Here is a 15,856-nt window from a genome sequence, read left to right on the forward strand (position 1 = left end):
TGCCTGAAGATTGTAAATACCCCAATAAGTCTACCGTAGGAATTTTTTCATATCAAGTGGCGCCAGGTCAGGTGTTGAACTTGAACAGCATGATGTCGCCGTCCTGGACGACATACTCTTTGCCTTCGTCGCGCGCCTTGCCGGCCTCCTTGGCCGCGACTTCGCCGCCTAGCCTGACGAAGTCCTCATAGGCGATGGTCTGGGCGCGGATGAAGCCGCGCTCGAAATCGGTGTGGATGACGCCTGCCGCCTGCGGCGCCTTGGCGCCCTTGTGCACGGTCCAGGCGCGTGTCTCCTTGGGGCCAACGGTAAAGTAGGTGATGAGCTGGAGCAGCTCGTAGCCGGCGCGGATGACCTTGTTCAGGCCGGGTTCGTCCAGACCGAGCGTTGCCAGGAATTCCATTTCCTCTTCGTCCGAGAGCTGGGCGACCTCGGCCTCGATCGCCGCGGAAATCACAACGGTGCGGGCACCTTGCGCGGCGGCCATCTTCTCGACCGCCCTGGTATGCGCGTTGCCGGTGGCGGCATCGGCTTCCGCGACGTTGCAGACGTAAAGCACCGGGTGTGAGGTCAAGAGATTCAGCCCCTGCAGGATGCGCAGATCCTCAGCCGAGATGCCGTTGAGCAGGATGCGGGCGGGCTTGCCCGCCTGCAGCAGTTCAAGCGCCGCTTCCATCATCGGAAGTGCGGTCGCTGCTTCCTTGTCCTTGCCGGCGGCACGCTTGCGGATCTGCACGATGCGGCGCTCAAGGCTGTCGAGGTCGGCAAGCATCAATTCGGTTTCGACGGTCTCGGCATCAGCGACAGGATCGATGCGGCCCTCGACATGGGTGACGTCGTCATCCTCGAAGCAGCGCAGCACATGGACGATGGCGTCGACCTCACGGATGTTGGCGAGGAATTGGTTGCCAAGCCCTTCGCCTTTGGAGGCGCCACGCACCAGGCCGGCAATGTCGACGAACGAGATGCGGGTCGGGATGATCTCCTTCGACTTGCCGATCGCGGCGATCTTCTGCAGGCGCGGATCGGGCACCGCCACCTCGCCGGTATTCGGTTCGATGGTGCAGAACGGATAATTGGCGGCCTGCGCCGCCGCCGTCCTGGTCAACGCATTGAAGAGCGTCGACTTGCCGACATTGGGCAAGCCAACGATGCCGCATTTGAAACCCATTTTTGTCTGGTCCTATCGGGAAATCGAAATTTGATCAGGGCTATGGGCGAAAGCGCCGATGATCGTCAAGGCGCAATTCAATTCAGACGCTGCGCGATGTCATCGGTGCCTATCGCCAACGAACGAACGCCGGACCTGCTCAGTATTTGCAGAAGATGCCAGAACGCGTCGACCTCAGCGGTTCCGAAATCGATGGTCAGTTGCCCCTCGAGCAATTGCGCACTGTGAATGACGTTTCCGACGGTCTCCGATGTTTCACGCTCGCTATCGATATCGAACCAGCCGCGAAACCATTCGTCGAAGAGATCGCCGTCGAGCTCATTTATAGGGAATTTAAAATGAACCTCATCCCACCTGAAAGGTGAGATGAGGACATCCATTCCACCCATCCCGGCGTGAATATCCGGAGAGAATTTCACATAGGAATCGCAGTTGATGAATTGCGGATTTGGCTGTCCGTCATTGCCGACGAAATCAACCGCGATGAGATTTCGATAGAAGGAATCGACGTTCGAAAACTTGATCTCGGTTGCATGCGACCCTTGGCCGTTGCGAGCAAGTTCGCCGGCAGCGGCGACGAAATAATCAACATACTTCTGTCTGATGAGACGGACCAGTTCCTGAACGTCATCCATATCCATGGCTCAGTCCTTGCCGCCAAAAAGCTTCTTCAGCATAGCCGCCATCGGGCCGGTTTCGGGCAGCTTGGCCGCCGGCTGTTGCGGCCGCGCCTGGCGGACGTGGCTTTGTGCTCTTGGCGCCTTGGGCGGCGGGCGATCGTCGTCGCCCGTCGGCGTGAGCTTGTCGCGCAGCGCCAGCGTCACACGGTTCATGAAGGAATTGTCGTCGCCCTTGGCAAGCAATCCGGCACCATCGGCGATTGCGTCGAGCAGCACGTCCAGCCATTCGCGATCGGCCTTGGCGAAATCGCCGAGCACATGGCCATGCACCATTTCCTTGACGCCGGGGTGGCCGACGCCGATGCGCACACGGCGAAAATCCTTGCCGACGTGCTGGTCGAGGGAGCGGATGCCGTTGTGGCCGCCGGAACCGCCACCGACCTTGACCCGCACCTTGCCGGCGGCAAGGTCGATCTCGTCATAAAAGACAGTCAGCGCCGAAGGGCCGAGCTTGTAGAAGCGCAAGGCTTCGCCGACCGCCTGGCCGGACAGGTTCATGAAGGTCTGCGGCTTGATCAGGATCACCTTTTCGCCGGCAAGCGTGCCTTCGGCAATCAGACCCTGGAATTTCTTCGACCAAGGCGAAAAGGAATGGCGGCGGGCGATCGCGTCCGCCGCCATGAAGCCGACATTGTGCCGGTTGTTGGCGTATTTCGCGCCCGGATTGCCGAGGCCTGCAAAGACAAGCATCGTCGCCTCCGGGCGGGAAGGGGTTACTTCTCTTCGGCGGCAGGAGCCGCTTCGGGCGCAGCCGCTTCAGTCGTCTCTTCCGCAGCCTCCGGCTTCATCGCCGAGGAGCCGGCAATGGTCGCGATGGTGAAGTCGCGGTCGGAGATCACCGGCTTGACGCCGGCCGGCAAGGTGACGGCCGAAATGTGGATCGAATCGCCGATATCGGTACCGGTGAGATCGACGGTGATGAAATCCGGGATCGCATTGGCCGGGCAGTGGAACTCGACCTCGTGGCGCACGATGTTGAGCACGCCGCCGCGTTTGATGCCGGGCGACTTGTCTTCATTGATGAAGTGCACGGGCACATCGACGTTGACTTCGGTATCCTTGCCGATGCGCAGGAAATCGACATGGACAGGGAAATCCTTGACCGGGTCGAGCTGAAAATCCTTGGGCAGAACCTGGATCTTGTTGCCGTCGACATCGATCGTGGCGACCGTGGTCAGAAACCCGCCGCCATGGATCTTGTAGTAGATGTCCTTGTAGGTCAGCGCAATCGCCAGGGGAGGCTGCTTGTCGCCGTAAATCACTGCAGGCACTTTACCGTTGCGGCGAACTGCACGGGCGGACCCCTTACCGACCTGTTCGCGCGCTTCGGCCTTGAGCTCGTAAGTATCGTGGCTCATGGCATTTCCTTTCGCGTTGTTCTGGAGCGTTCGCGGCCGGCAACGTGCCGGGGCCGTAAACGTCGAAAGCCGACATAGCTAACGCATGACCTGGTCCGAAAACCGGAATCCACTTTTCGGGATCATGCGGGAAGGCGGCCTTCCGCCGCGTTGCCTCCAAGGGTGTCTACGCGGGTGGCGGCTCTATAGCGGAAGGCGGCGCGAGGTGCAAGCGGGCGGCCCATCAGGCCGGAAGTAGCAATGCCGAAAGCGATGCTGCAACGTACAGCCCAACCCCGAAAGACAGATGGGCCATAAGGCTGCGCAGGCGCGCAGTGCGCGGGTTGGGAACTTTCGAAGCCGCGATGCCGATCCCAAAAGCCGGTTGCATCACGAAGAACGGGCGACGATGGTGCAGACGCCGACCAACAGGGCCGGAAGCACTGTCGGGTGCCGTGCCCAGTCGAGGCCCCACACTCCAATCAGCGCTGCGGCAAATACGATGCCGGTCGCGTAATGCGCACTCCATCCAATGGCGGTATCCAATGGCGGTTTCGCCGCGAACGCGGGCAGCTTGTGCGATATTCGCATGTGCAAAACGTCCATGTGGAAAGTGCCCGATCCGGCGGCCGACCCAGGCGTAATCAAGCGGTGGAATCGCGAACATTCGCTTCAGAAACCATCCCCAGAGGTCCATCAGGGCTGTCGCGCCGATTCCAACGACGGCCGCACGAACAACGAACTCCAACATTTTGGCATCTCTTGTTTCACCCGTTGTCGCCTATTGTCGTGGAGTCCAGTGCGTTCTTTCGCCCGACGCCTTGGCAATCCTCAGGGCACGAGGCTGGGCCCCGCGCCGGTTCGAAGGCGGCTTCCCCGACTGGGTGGCTGCAGGCCTGGGGGTAGAGGCCGTGAATTACGAAAGCGGTTAACGGCCGCCAAAATCGGTGTCGCCGCCCAAGCCCGAACACAAATGGAAAGGGGAACCGCGGCGGGTGGAAAGGGGAACCGCGGCGGGGCAATGCCCACGGCGGGTGGACGGCGCGCGCCGGCAGCATGGAAGGGAGCCGATGAACACCTATTCGGAAACAAGCGGTGGAAGCGGCGTTGCGGAAAGAGGAGGTTTCCAGCGAGTGGCGAGAACGGTGCGATAAAGAGTTTCGCTCTACCTTCTATGGCTTCCGCTCGACCAGCATGTAGCCGATCCCACGAACTGTCTGAATGCTGGCCGATGCATCCGGCCCGAGCTTCGCACGCAGATAGCGAATGTATACCTCCACGATCTTCGTCCCGGGTTCGAAGCTGTATGACCAGACATTGTTGAGGATGCGCTCGCGGCTAACCACTTTCCCCGCGTTGAGCATGAGAAAATGCAGAAGGTCGAATTCACGTCGGGTAAGGCTGATTTCCCGGTCGCCGTCCGCAAAACGACGAGCGCTCGTGTCGAGATTGAGGCGGCTCACTCGAAGCAATTGTCGATCCACTGCACCCTGACGGCGTCGGCGCAGCGCGTCAATCCTGGCCACCAGTTCATCAAACGCAAACGGTTTCGTCAGGTAATCGTCGGCACCGCCCTTGAGCCCATCTACGCGATCCTGAATTGTCTCCTTCGCGGTCAGCATCAGGATGAGAACCGGCCACTGCTCCAATCGCACGATCCGGCACAGCTCAAGGCCGTCCAGGTAGGGAAGCAGACGGTCCAGGATCACGAGATCGAATGGATCCGTACGAATAATGGCTAGTCCCTCGCGACCGTCCTCCGCGACACTCACGTGGAAGCCTTCGGCCTCCAACCCCCGGCGGAGAAAGTCGGAGACACGCCGGTCGTCTTCAACGATCAGGATTCGAATCATGGGTGCGATGTACCAGCGGCAGTCTGATTCTGAGGAGGGTTCCCGAAGGCTCAATTCCTTCAAGGCCGATTGTGCCATTGTGCCCGTCTATAATCTCCTTGGCGATCGCGAGGCCAACACCAAGGCCGTCGGCTGCGGACCTCCCGCCGACACGCCCGCGATAATATCGGTCAAACACGAACGGGAGATCGTTGGCATCGATCCCTGAACCGTTGTCGCGGATGGCGATCTCAAGCATTCCATGACGCTCAGCCATCTCGACTGCTATTGTCTGATACGGCTTTGAGTACTTTATGGCGTTGTCGAAGCCGATCAGCAGCGCTTGCTTTAGGCGCTGGGCGTCACCCCGAATGAGGCAATGGTCTGGGTTGAGCGACAGGTCAACGGATATCTGCTTGGGACCTGCGAGTACGGAAGCCTCCTGAACGGCCGCCTTCACAACCTCACCGGTATCGATGTTGCGCAAGGAGAACCTGAAATTTTCAGCTTCGGAGCGGGCGAATGCCAGAAGGTCCCCCAGGTTGCGAGCCATATCTTCAGCGCAATTGCGGATTCGGCTCAGAGCTTCGCGGTAAGATCGAACACGCGGTTGGCCGCGGAGGGCAACGTCGGCCTCTCCGCGGAGAATCGTCAACGGCGTGCGGAGTTCGTGGCTTGCCTCCGCAAAAAATTGTGTGCGTCGGCTATCGATCGCTCTCAGTTGCTCATTGGCTTTCCGCAGTTCACGGGTGCGCAACTGAACCTCCGCCTCCAAGCGGTCCTGTACCGAAATCAGAGCAGCACGTTCGATCTCGAGAGCCTCGGCCATGCTGTTGAAACTTCGCGAGAGGGAAGCGAACTCGTCGCGTCCGGTCGCGGAAACGCGATGGTCGAGCTTGCCTGCAGCGATGGCTTTGGCGCTTTCGTTCAGTTCACGCACAGGTGTGGCGATTGATCGTCGCAGGACCAGGCCGAACCCCAGACTGCCCAGCATGAGCAACGCAGCGAAGCCGCCGGTCAGCAGCAGCAGCCGCCATTGTGCGCCACGGACGCCGGCGAGTTCCTCTCCAACCTCCCTGCGCTCATCGTGCAAAGCGGCTTCAATCATTTCTTCAAGATCGTTCTCTAATCGGTGCTCCACATCGTTGCGGAAGGCGTCTACGATGCCCTTTGGATCCCCCTTTGTTCGCTGGCTGAACAGTCGCTGGGCGGCCCGATCGATCGCCTCAAACAGCGCCTTGACGCGACCGACGAATCTGAGTTCGGCCTCCTCCTGGCGTCTATCGCTCCAATATCCGAGAGCACCGAGTTCCTCGCGAGTGGCGCCCTCCAGCTTGTAGAATCCGGATTTCACTGCTTCTCGTGCCGCTTCGAAATCCGGCATTTGCTCGGGCCCAAGCAGCAAGACTTCAGCGAGTTGCTCGGTGTAATTGTTGGCTTGCCCATTGAGTTCGGCGAGCGCCTCGAACCGCCCGTGGACGCTGTCGATTCGGCGGACGAATTCCTCTGTCAGCTGGAGTGTTGCGAATGCCAGTCCTGAAATCAGTCCGACAAGGGCGAGAATGACGATTTGAAATAGGAAGATGCGGCCTCGAACGGTCATGCGGTAATCCTGCCGGCGATCGGATAATGCCTCTCACCAAATTCTAACCGGAGCCCTCGCAAGCGTCTAATCGGAACCTCCTAAGTTCGAGCGGAGGGTGTGCGACGCCCTCATCGCCACGTTGGCGGCGAACTAGACGAGGTTTCGGTTGGCACAAGTAGATTTTCGGACCGACAGTGACGCCACCCTTCGGGAAAGGACACCGCCGGTGCTCTGGCCGATATGGCGAGCCGCACTGATCGGAACCTGTGTATCCCTGTGTGTGGCCATCATTGAATTCGGCCTCTCCGCGCTCCCGTCCGACGCCCGGCGAGCGCTCGAGATCCTGCTTGTCGCGATCATCGGGTGGACCCTGACGCCGTTCGACGACACCTTCGTTGCGATCGCCGCCGGGCTGGCAATGGCGCTGCTGGTCAACCGTGATCCAGGCGCGCTGTTTCATGCGCTCGGCGATGAGTTGATCTGGCTATTGCTTGCCTCCTTCATGTTGGCGGCCACCTTCAAGGCGAGTGGGGTCGCAGATCGCGTTCTCGGCCTCGTGACGGGGCGCATGCGATCGGTTCGCGCAATCGCCTATTCCTTGACGGCCGTCATGATCGCCACAGCCTTCGTCATTCCGTCGACCTCAGGTCGCGCAGCTTTGATGATCCCCGCCTTTCAGGCGATCGCGGGACGCTGTGGAAGCGCCCGGTTGCGAAGGGCCTTCGCGCTGCTGTTCCCCACTGTTATCCTGCTCTCGGCCATTGCATCGCCCGTCGGCGCCGGTGCCCATCTGCTGGCGATCGAAATGGTCGGCCGCCTCTCGGGTGTGAAAGTAAGCTATCTGGAATGGATCGCTTTCGGCCTGCCGTTTGCGGCCGTAAGCACCTTCCTTTCGGTCGAATGCCTGCTCCGGCTTTTCCTGTCGCCGGTCGAACGGCGGATGACCCTTTTGCAGCCAACGACGGTGACTAGTGGCGGTGCCGGATTGGCACGGCAGCCGATACTCTGGATCGCCGGCGGGGTTGTCACCGCGTGGCTGACCGAACCTGTCCACGGACTTGATGCCACCGTTGTCGCTCTTGGCGGCGCTCTCTTGGCCACACTTCCTAGAGTAGGCTCCGTGGCGTTTGGCGATGCAATCAAGAGTGCGGAGTGGAAGCTGCTCTTGTTTCTGGCGGCGACGATCTGCTTGGCAGACGGCCTGACGGCATCAGGCCTCAATCGGTGGTTGATCGAGACGACTGTCGATCCGCTGCGCGGCACCGGCTTGGGTCCGTTGGCGCTTATCTCCTTATTAGCCTTGCTTGGGCTTTTCAGTCATCTCGTGATCCACAGTCGCACGGCGCGTGTCTCGGTGCTGCTGCCCCCGGCGCTGATGCTCGCATCGACAGCGCGGCTCGACCCTCTCCTGGCAATGTTTGTCCTCGTCTCGGCGACCGGCTTTTGCCAAACCCTCGCGATCTGCGCGAAACCGGTGGCGCTTTTCGCGGGGGTCGACGAGGAAGGCTACGGCCCGAAAGACCTCGCCTTGCTCAGCTCAATCCTGCTGCCGATGCAGTTCATCCTCATCGTCGTGTTCGCGGTCACCGTGTGGCCAGCCACCGGAGCCCTGCTCAACACGCTCCATCTGCAACTTGTTGGAGAGCCGTAGAATGTCGAAAAAGAAAGGATTGACGAAACGAAGACGGCTTCGAGTATTGGTCGCACCCTCCGGCTTTAAGGAGAGCCTCGGCGTTCGTGATGTCATCGCTGCATTGGCGCGCGGCGTTCGCAATGCCGTTCCGACAGCAAAGATCCTGGGCCTTCCAATGGTGGATGGCGGCGAGGATTTTACGCGGACCCTTGTTGAATTGTCTGATGGCGAGCTGCATTCCGTCACAGTGACGGGACCGGTGGGACAACCCGTGGCGGCCAATGTCGGTTTTCTCGGGCGAAGAAAGAAACGGACTGCAGTTCTGGAAATCGCGGCGGCTGCCGGGCTCCGGCTCGTCCCCACTGACATGCGTGACCCGACCCGCACTACAAGTTATGGGGTTGGTGAGTTGATTCGTTTTGCGCTCGATCTTGGCGCGGAAAGAATTCTGATCGGCTGCGGTGACTCGGGTGTCAACGATGCAGGAACCGGCATGGCCCAAGCATTAGGCGTGCGTCTGCTCGACGGCGGCGGCCGTCCCATTTCGGGGAGCGGCTCGGCCCTCTCATCGCTAGCTCGTGTCGATCTTTCCAGTCGTGATCATCGCCTTTCGAATGTTCGTATCGACGTCGCGGTAAATCCCTACAACATGCTGCTCGGCGAGAGAGGCGTCGCCCGGGTGTTCGGCCCGCAAAAGGGTGCAACACCTGACCAGGTGGTTTTGCTCGAGCAGGGCATGGAAAATGTCGCTCACGTCGTTCGCCGCGACCTCGGCGTCGACGTGACGTCGCTTGTCGGCGGAGGAGCTTCCGGGGGACTCGGCGCCGGACTTCACGCCTTTGCTGGGGCCCGGCTGCATCCGCGCTTCGACCTGATCCTGCGGTATATGGATCTCGATCATCGGCTGTCAAACGCCGACATCGTCATGACAGCCGAGGGTGGCCTGGATGGTCAGACGAGCTTTGGAAAGATACCAGCCGAGATTGCCCGGCGCGCGAAACGTCACAATCTGCCTGTCATCGCCTTGGCCGGAACGATCGGAGCAGGTGCAGAGGCGACCCACGACATCGGCATCGATGCCTTCTTCAGCATTCTGTGCCGACCGTGTTCCCTCGAAGACGCGATCCGTGACGCCGACACGCTGCTGGCGAACGCTGCCGAGCAGGCATTCCGGCTGATGCGGGCGACGCGTGCTTTCAAGTTCAGATGACGGAGCGTGTCAGCCAATGGCCGCGATGTCGCTACGCGGCGGCCCTGACCGGCTCGAAGTCTATGTCGAGAACCGAATTTCGCGCTGCCCGGTGGGCGGGGAAGCCGAAGTCCAACCCAAACTTCACCCGATCGTGGTCCCCGCCTTGAGCTTCCTCGCCTCCTTCATGTTGGGAAGAAAAACCGTCAGCAGCCCGAGTAGCGGCAAATACGAGCAGACCTGGAAGACGAAATCGATGCCTTTCATGTCGGCGACGACGCCAAGCACGGCGGCCGCGATGCCACCCATGCCGAAGGCGAAGCCGAAAAAGATGCCGGCGATCATGCCGACGCGGCCGGGCACCAGTTCCTGGGCAAAGACGACGATGTTCGAGAAGGCCGAGGACAGGATCAGGCCGATCAGCACGGTGAGAACCATCGTCCACTCGAAATTGGCATAGGGCAGGGCCAGCGTGAAGGGCAGCACGCCGACGATCGAGAACCAGATCATCGCCTTCTGCCCGTAGCGGTCGCCGAACGGGCCGCCGAGCAGGATGCCAAGGGCCGAGGCGCCGAGGAACAGGAACAGCATGACTTGCGACATCTGCACCGAAACGCCGAATTTATGGATGGCATAGAAGGTGTAGTAGCTGGACAGGCTGGCGATGTAGGCGTTCTTGGTCAATACTAGCAAGGTCAGCACCGCCAGCGCGCCCAGGACCTTGCGGCGCGGGAAAGGCGAAACGAAGCCTGCCGCCTTGCGGGTGCCCTGTGCGGCGCGCAGGCGGCTGTACCAGCCGCCAACCTGCCACAGCACGATGATGCCGATCAGCGAGCCGCCGGCAAACCAGGCGATGCTGGTCTGGCCGAAGGGCACGACGATGAAGGCTGCCAGCAGCGGCCCCATCGCCTGGCCGAAATTGCCGCCGACTTGGAACAGCGACTGCGCAAGACCGAACCGGCCACCGGAGGCGAAGCGGGCGATGCGTGAGGATTCCGGGTGGAAGATCGCTGAGCCGATGCCGATCAGCGAGGCGCCGATGAGGAGCAGCGAGTAATGTCCGGCATAGGCCAGCACGACCAGCCCGATCAGCGAAGAAGCCATGCCGTAGGGCAGCGAATAAGGCATCGGCCGCTTGTCGGTAATCATGCCGATCACCGGCTGCAGCAAGGATGCCGTCACCTGGAAGGTAAAAGTCAAAAGGCCGATCTGCCAGAAATCGAGACCGTAATTGTCCTTCAGCAGCGGATAGATCGCCGACAGCAGCGACTGCATGATATCGTTGATGCAATGGCAGAAGCTCACCGCCAGGATGACGGTGAAGGCCGTCGCCTGAGCTGAAATGTGGCTGGCCGCTGCCGGCTTGGCGTCGGCGGTTGCTGTGGTATCGGTCAAGGCAGGCTCCGTGGTCTTTTTGGCGGGCGCTCCCGCAGGCGGTCTTATAGGGCGCAGCCTTATACGTTGCTTGTCACGCGACTTCTTTCGTGGTTTGGTCCAATAGTTTCGCAAGTGGGCCATAGCTGATGCCGCATGGCAGGGAAATGTTCAGAGCGGGCGACACCGATCTCGGGCTGTTGCATGAGCGTCGCTGGCAATGGCTGGAGCAGGCCGTAGGGCCGGCAGTGGCGCTGCCGACCGAATATCCGGACGGCTACCATGTGCCACCGCACCATCATAGCCGCAGCCAGTTGCTGCACGCGCTGGTCGGTGTCGTGCTGGTGAAGACGCGGCATGGGCGCTGGATGGTGCCTCCGGACCACGCGATGTGGATCCCCGCCGGCACCGAACATTCCGTCGAGATGCTGGGCGACGTCAGCATGCGGTCCGTCTATGTGATGCCGGAGGCCATCCCTGGCCTGCCGGACGGGTTGCGTGTCGTCGGCATCACCGACCTGATGCACAGCCTGATCGTGGAATCGGAAAAGCTGCCGCAAGGCGCCGAGCTGAAGGGGCGGGGCGGACTGATCATGAAGCTCCTGCTGCACGAAATCCCGAACCTGCCGGAACGGCCGCTCGGCCTTCCGTTCCCGTCCGATGCAAGGTTGGCGACGCTGTGCCGGCGCTTCGTGTCGGCACCGTCACCGCATGCGACGATCGACGAGTGGGCTGCTATCGTCGGCATGAGCCGCCGCTCTTTCACCCGCGCGTTCCACCGCCAGACCGGATTGTCGCTGTCGACCTGGCGTCAGCAGGCCTGTCTGTTCGCGGCGCTGCCACGGCTGGCCGACGGCGAGCCGATCACGAGGGTGGCGCTCGATCTCGGCTATGACAGCGTGCCGGCGTTCATCACCATGTTCAAGCGCATGCTGGGAGCCTCGCCACGCGGTTACATGCGGGGCGCCCGTGATGCTGGCGAAGGTGTGCGACGAACAAGTGGTCCGGCTCGGCCTGAGGCGCAGCCCTGAAGGGCGTCGCGTTCGACCGGCCTCATGCGACGCGCTTTGGGTTCTTGTTGTATGCATGTCGTTATCGCAAAACCGCTGCACAGTTTTGCGCGACACGCATTAATCGAACAGGCTCGACACCGATTCCTCGGTCGCCGTGCGCGAGATCGCCTCGCCCATCAGTTCGGCGATGGAGATGACGCGGATATTGGCGGCGTCCAGCACTGCCTGGGTCGGCTGGATGGAATCGGTGATGACCAGTTCCTGCAGTTTCGAGGCGCCGATGCGGGCGATGGCGCCGCCGGACAAAACGCCATGGGTAGTATAGGCGGTCACACTGGTGGCGCCATCGGCAAGCAGCGCATCGGCCGCATTGCACAGCGTGCCGCCCGAATCGATGATGTCGTCGATCAACAGGCAATCCTTGCCGCGCACGTCACCGATGACGTTCATGACTTCCGATTCGCCCGGGCGCTCGCGGCGCTTGTCGACGATGGCAAGCTGGGCGTCGATGCGCTTGGCGAGCGCGCGGGCGCGGACCACGCCGCCGACATCCGGCGACACCACCATGACATTGGCAAGCTGCTTGTATTTCGCCTTTACGTCGCGGGCCATGACCGGCACGGAAAACAGATTGTCGGTCGGGATGTCGAAGAAGCCTTGAATCTGGCCGGCATGGAGATCCAGGGTCAGCACCCGGTTGACGCCCGCCCTGGTGATCATGTTGGCGACCAGCTTGGCCGAGATCGGTGTGCGGCCCGAGGCACGGCGATCCTGCCTGGCATAGCCGAAATAAGGAATAACCGCAGTGATGCGCTTGGCCGAAGAGCGCATGAAGGCGTCGATCATGATGAGCAGTTCCATCAAATGATCGTTGGTCGGGAACGAGGTGGACTGCAGGATGAAGACGTCCTCGCCGCGCACATTCTCCTGGATCTCGACGAAGATTTCCTGGTCGGCGAAGCGCCTGACGCTGGCCTTGCCCAGCGGAATGTTGAGGTAGCGGGCGACTGATTCGGCCAGCACCCTGTTGGAATTGCCCGCGAAGAGCTTCATGCACCGTTCCTGGCGAAGGATTGAGAGACTCCGATAGCACTCCAGCCTCTTAGTCGGGCTTTTAGCGGCCCGCGCCGGTATTGCAAGCGTCGTGAATGGGAATCCGCCGGCTAATCTCAATAAACGCTTACGGCTTGACGATGCGGCGATAGGTCCACTTCGACGCCGACGGAATCGGCATAGCTCTATCTTTCAGTCTGAGTATGATCTTTTCCGAAAACCGGATTTCACTTTGGGAATTATGCTCCAGGTCAGCCGGCGCCGCCGCCAAGCCAGGTGGCGAACTGGTCGATTGTCTGGTCGGCAATTGCCTGCATGGTCGCAGGCGCGACCGCCGTCCAGCCTTCGCCGCCGCCAACAGACGGCGCCTTCTGCTGGCCGTTGAGGCGATGCAGCCGGTTGCCGGCCGGGTCATAGATGTCCCAGACATAGATGACGGTAGTGTCCTTGCCTTCCGTCATGGTCGAGAAATAGCCCTTGAGCACATGTGTTGGGGTCTGGTCGGTGCTGCCGGCCAAGGTGATGCCGCGCTGCCTGGCGCGTGTCTGAAGCTCGGCGGTCAGCGGTGTCGCGGCTTCTACCGAGGCGCCGACGATCGGCGCCACCTGCAGCCGGGTCCGCGCAATGGCAGCCGCGCTTTTGGCGGGCGGCACGGCTGCTGCAGCGGAAGGCTGCGCCGTATCTGCAGTTTGCGCGGTGCCGGCAGGCTGAGCCGGAGTTGCGGGGGGCGTCGCGGCACCTCCGGCTCCGGAGAGGGATTGCGTCGATTGCGGGGCAATGGCCGAGGGTTCGAGAACGTCCTTCGCATTGGTGCAGGCCGCCAGTGCCAGCGCCACGAGCAATGACACGGTCGTCACATGCGATCGTCTCATTAGCCTGAAAACTCCTTGGCGACGAACGCCCCTCACACTCTCTCCATTATGGATTCACTGCACGATCAAGTCGAGATCATGGCGGGACAGCGGCCTCGGCTGGGATTCGGTGGTCAGATAGGTGCGGCCAAGCGTCATCGCGGTTTCGGTTTCGGAGTCCATGATGATCATATGGGCGAACAGCGTCATGTTCGGCGCAATCGGTTCGGGATTACCCTGATAGAACATCGGCATATCCATCCAGGACGGGGTGAAGCGGGCGCCGAGCGAATAGCCGCAGGCATTGAGCCGGTGCTTGGTCAAGTTGTGGGCTTCGAGGGTGCGGGCATGGGCGTCGAACACGTCGCCGAACGTATTACCGGGCGTCATCGCCTTCTCGACTGCAAGTAGCGCGGCGCGGGCGGCATCGAACAATTCCTGGTGGCGTTTCGATACCTTGCCGGTCAACACCGTGCGCATCATTGCTGCATGGTAGTGGTGGAAGACACCGGCCCATTCGAGCGTCAGCTGGTCGTTCTTGGTGAGCTTGCGGCGACCGGCCTTGTAGCGGCAAAGCAGGGCGTCGACTCCGGAGCCGATGATGAACTCGTTGGCCGGATAATCGCCGCCGCCGGCAAAGATCGCACCTTGCATGGCGGCGAGGATCAGCGCCTCATCGCCACCCTGCTTGATCAGCGGCAGTGCTGCGTCCAGCGCGTCGTCGGCCAGATTTGCGGCTTTTTCCGCCTTGGCGATTTCTGCCGGGCTCTTGAATAGCCGTAGCCGGCTGACAATGCCGGAGGCATCCGCGATCTGCCCGAAGGTCTGCAACTGCTCGTCGAGGCGCCGGCCATTATAGGCGGTCAGGCCGTGGGTGTCGTATTCGACGCCGATCCGGGCGCCGAGCAGGTCAAGCTCGTTGAGCAGATTGCGCAGATCTACCGCCGGATTGGCGCCGTTGCGGTCCGTCCACAAAACGATGTTGTCGATGATCGAGGTGTGGCGCGCCTGGCGCAAGTCGGCCGAACGCGTCAGCAGCACCATCGAGCCGTCGGCCTTGACCACCAGGCACTGGAAAAAGCAGAAGCCGAAGGTGTCGTAGCCGGTTAGCCAATACATGCTTTCCTGGGCAAACAGCAGGACGGCGTCGAGCTTCTTTTCGGCGATCTCGATCATCAGTCGATCGCGCCGCGCATCGAATTCCGAGCGTTCGAAATGCAGCGCCATCAGTCAGCCTCCAAAACGATTGCCGAAACCTGCCGCCCGTAGTCGGGCTCGTTGCGATGCGTGCTGCGCCGATAGGAGTAGAAAAGCTCTTCCTCGGCATAGGTGCAGCGGCCAAGTCCTTCGGCATTGACGCCAGCCTTGGTCAGCCGGTCGACCGTGTAGCGGTTGAGATCGAACATCGCGTGTCCGGCATTTGCGGAGGGCGCGAAATAGCGGGCACTGCCGGCATCGGCGTCGACGAAACGGGTGACAAATTCCGGTCCGACTTCGTAATTCCGTGGGCCGATCGAAGGACCGAGCACTGCGACGATGCGGTCGCGCCGGGCGCCGAGGCTTTCCATTGCCGCGATGGTGTTTTCCAGCACTCCGGTGAAAGCGCCTTTCCAGCCGGCATGGGCGGCGCCGATAATGCGCGCCTCGGCGTCGGCGAAGAGGACCGGTCCGCAGTCGGCGGTCGAGGCACCGACGGCAATGCCCGGCCGGTCGGTGACAATGGCATCGGCCTTGGGCCGCTCGCCGGCAAAAGGCTCCCTGGCAATGACGACGTCCGGCGAATGAACCTGGTGAGCGGTTAGCAGATGGTTTGCAGGCACGCCCATCCATTCGGCGACCCGGCGACGATTCTCGCGCACCAGCGTCTGGTCGTCGTTCGACCCGGTGCCGATGTTGAGGCCCCGGTAGATGCCGCTGGAAATGCCGCCGACTCGCGTGAAGTAGCCGTGGCGGATGCCTTGCGCCGTTTCCAGCAAGGGCGACCGAACGGGATCCGGTTTGGTCTGATTCAGCATGGCGGCTTTGTTGTCCGTATAGGCGATTTCGTCAAGCGAGTTGAAGGGGCGCAGTTGAAGGCTGGTCAGTTGAAGGCTGGCGCAGTTGATGTCGGCCGCTAGTCGGAGACGGGAGAGTGGGAG

General features: G+C 61.3%; 15 protein-coding genes. 3 read left to right on the forward strand and 12 right to left on the reverse strand.

The genetic code is table 11. The annotated features are described in order from the left end of the window. Nucleotides 1-67: 67 nt before the first annotated feature. The 7 genes from ychF to NKH67_RS07400 all read right to left on the reverse strand — a co-directional run bounded on the left by ychF (nt 68) and on the right by NKH67_RS07400 (nt 6,623). A complete protein-coding gene (ychF, locus tag NKH67_RS07370) occupies nt 68-1,171 on the reverse strand; it encodes a redox-regulated ATPase YchF (RefSeq protein WP_352469740.1) in 1,104 nt (367 codons plus the stop codon). 77 nt (nt 1,172-1,248) lie between these two features. After that, nucleotides 1,249-1,812, reverse strand: a complete 564-nt coding sequence (locus tag NKH67_RS07375) for a hypothetical protein (RefSeq protein WP_352469741.1) — start codon at nt 1,810-1,812, stop codon at nt 1,249-1,251. 3 nt (nt 1,813-1,815) lie between these two features. Beyond that, entirely contained in the window at nt 1,816-2,541 is a 726-nt protein-coding gene (gene pth, locus NKH67_RS07380; protein ID WP_352469742.1) for an aminoacyl-tRNA hydrolase, read from the reverse strand. A gap of 23 nt (nt 2,542-2,564) precedes the next feature. Continuing rightward, the gene (locus NKH67_RS07385; protein WP_352469743.1) at nt 2,565-3,209 is read right to left on the reverse strand and encodes a 50S ribosomal protein L25/general stress protein Ctc; all 645 of its coding nucleotides are present in this window, start codon (nt 3,207-3,209) and stop codon (nt 2,565-2,567) included. Between the two features lie 223 nt (nt 3,210-3,432). Continuing rightward, complete coding sequence (locus tag NKH67_RS07390) at nt 3,433-3,939, reverse strand: DUF2938 family protein (protein ID WP_352469744.1); 507 nt, start codon at nt 3,937-3,939, stop codon at nt 3,433-3,435. A 421-nt stretch (nt 3,940-4,360) separates the two neighbouring features. Next, entirely contained in the window at nt 4,361-5,041 is a 681-nt protein-coding gene (locus tag NKH67_RS07395) for a response regulator transcription factor (protein ID WP_352450507.1), read from the reverse strand. Continuing rightward, nucleotides 5,019-6,623 carry a sensor histidine kinase gene (locus NKH67_RS07400; protein ID WP_352469745.1) on the reverse strand — a complete coding sequence of 535 codons (1,605 nt, stop codon included), beginning with the start codon at nt 6,621-6,623 and terminating at the stop codon, nt 5,019-5,021. The genes NKH67_RS07395 and NKH67_RS07400 overlap by 23 nt, the downstream gene beginning before the upstream one ends. Nucleotides 6,624-6,885: 262 nt before the next feature. Between NKH67_RS07400 and NKH67_RS07405 the strand changes: the two genes are divergently transcribed. Next, nucleotides 6,886-8,256 (forward strand): SLC13 family permease, encoded by a 1,371-nt coding sequence (locus NKH67_RS07405; protein WP_352819921.1) that lies wholly within the window; start codon nt 6,886-6,888, stop codon nt 8,254-8,256. 1 nt (nt 8,257) lies between these two features. Further along, nucleotides 8,258-9,448, forward strand: a complete 1,191-nt coding sequence (locus NKH67_RS07410; protein ID WP_352469747.1) for a glycerate kinase family protein — start codon at nt 8,258-8,260, stop codon at nt 9,446-9,448. A 123-nt stretch (nt 9,449-9,571) separates the two neighbouring features. Here the strand turns inward: NKH67_RS07410 and NKH67_RS07415 are convergent, their stop codons facing one another. Further along, nucleotides 9,572-10,822, reverse strand: coding sequence for an MFS transporter (locus NKH67_RS07415; RefSeq protein ID WP_352469748.1), 1,251 nt, complete (start codon nt 10,820-10,822; stop codon nt 9,572-9,574). Between the two features lie 128 nt (nt 10,823-10,950). Here NKH67_RS07415 and NKH67_RS07420 point away from each other — a divergent pair, with 128 nt between their 5' ends. Continuing rightward, entirely contained in the window at nt 10,951-11,832 is an 882-nt protein-coding gene (locus NKH67_RS07420) for an AraC family transcriptional regulator (RefSeq protein ID WP_352469749.1), read from the forward strand. Nucleotides 11,833-11,931: 99 nt separating this feature from the next. On the opposite strand, the gene NKH67_RS07425 is transcribed toward NKH67_RS07420, so the two are convergent. The 4 genes from NKH67_RS07425 to pgeF form a co-directional block, all read right to left on the reverse strand. Beyond that, nucleotides 11,932-12,867, reverse strand: coding sequence for a ribose-phosphate pyrophosphokinase (locus NKH67_RS07425; RefSeq protein WP_023678427.1), 936 nt, complete (start codon nt 12,865-12,867; stop codon nt 11,932-11,934). Nucleotides 12,868-13,118: 251 nt separating this feature from the next. Beyond that, nucleotides 13,119-13,739 carry a hypothetical protein gene (locus tag NKH67_RS07430; RefSeq protein ID WP_352469750.1) on the reverse strand — a complete coding sequence of 207 codons (621 nt, stop codon included), beginning with the start codon at nt 13,737-13,739 and terminating at the stop codon, nt 13,119-13,121. Nucleotides 13,740-13,793: 54 nt separating this feature from the next. Further along, the gene (locus NKH67_RS07435; RefSeq protein ID WP_352469751.1) at nt 13,794-14,945 is read right to left on the reverse strand and encodes a M24 family metallopeptidase; all 1,152 of its coding nucleotides are present in this window, start codon (nt 14,943-14,945) and stop codon (nt 13,794-13,796) included. Beyond that, nucleotides 14,945-15,733: a peptidoglycan editing factor PgeF gene (pgeF, locus tag NKH67_RS07440; protein ID WP_352469752.1), complete on the reverse strand. Its 789-nt coding sequence runs from the start codon at nt 15,731-15,733 to the stop codon at nt 14,945-14,947. The genes NKH67_RS07435 and pgeF overlap by 1 nt, the downstream gene beginning before the upstream one ends. Nucleotides 15,734-15,856: the final 123 nt, after the last annotated feature.

It is taken from the genome of Mesorhizobium sp. M0968, from assembly GCF_040319065.1.
In the GTDB taxonomy this organism is placed as follows: Bacteria; Pseudomonadota; Alphaproteobacteria; order Rhizobiales; family Rhizobiaceae; genus Mesorhizobium.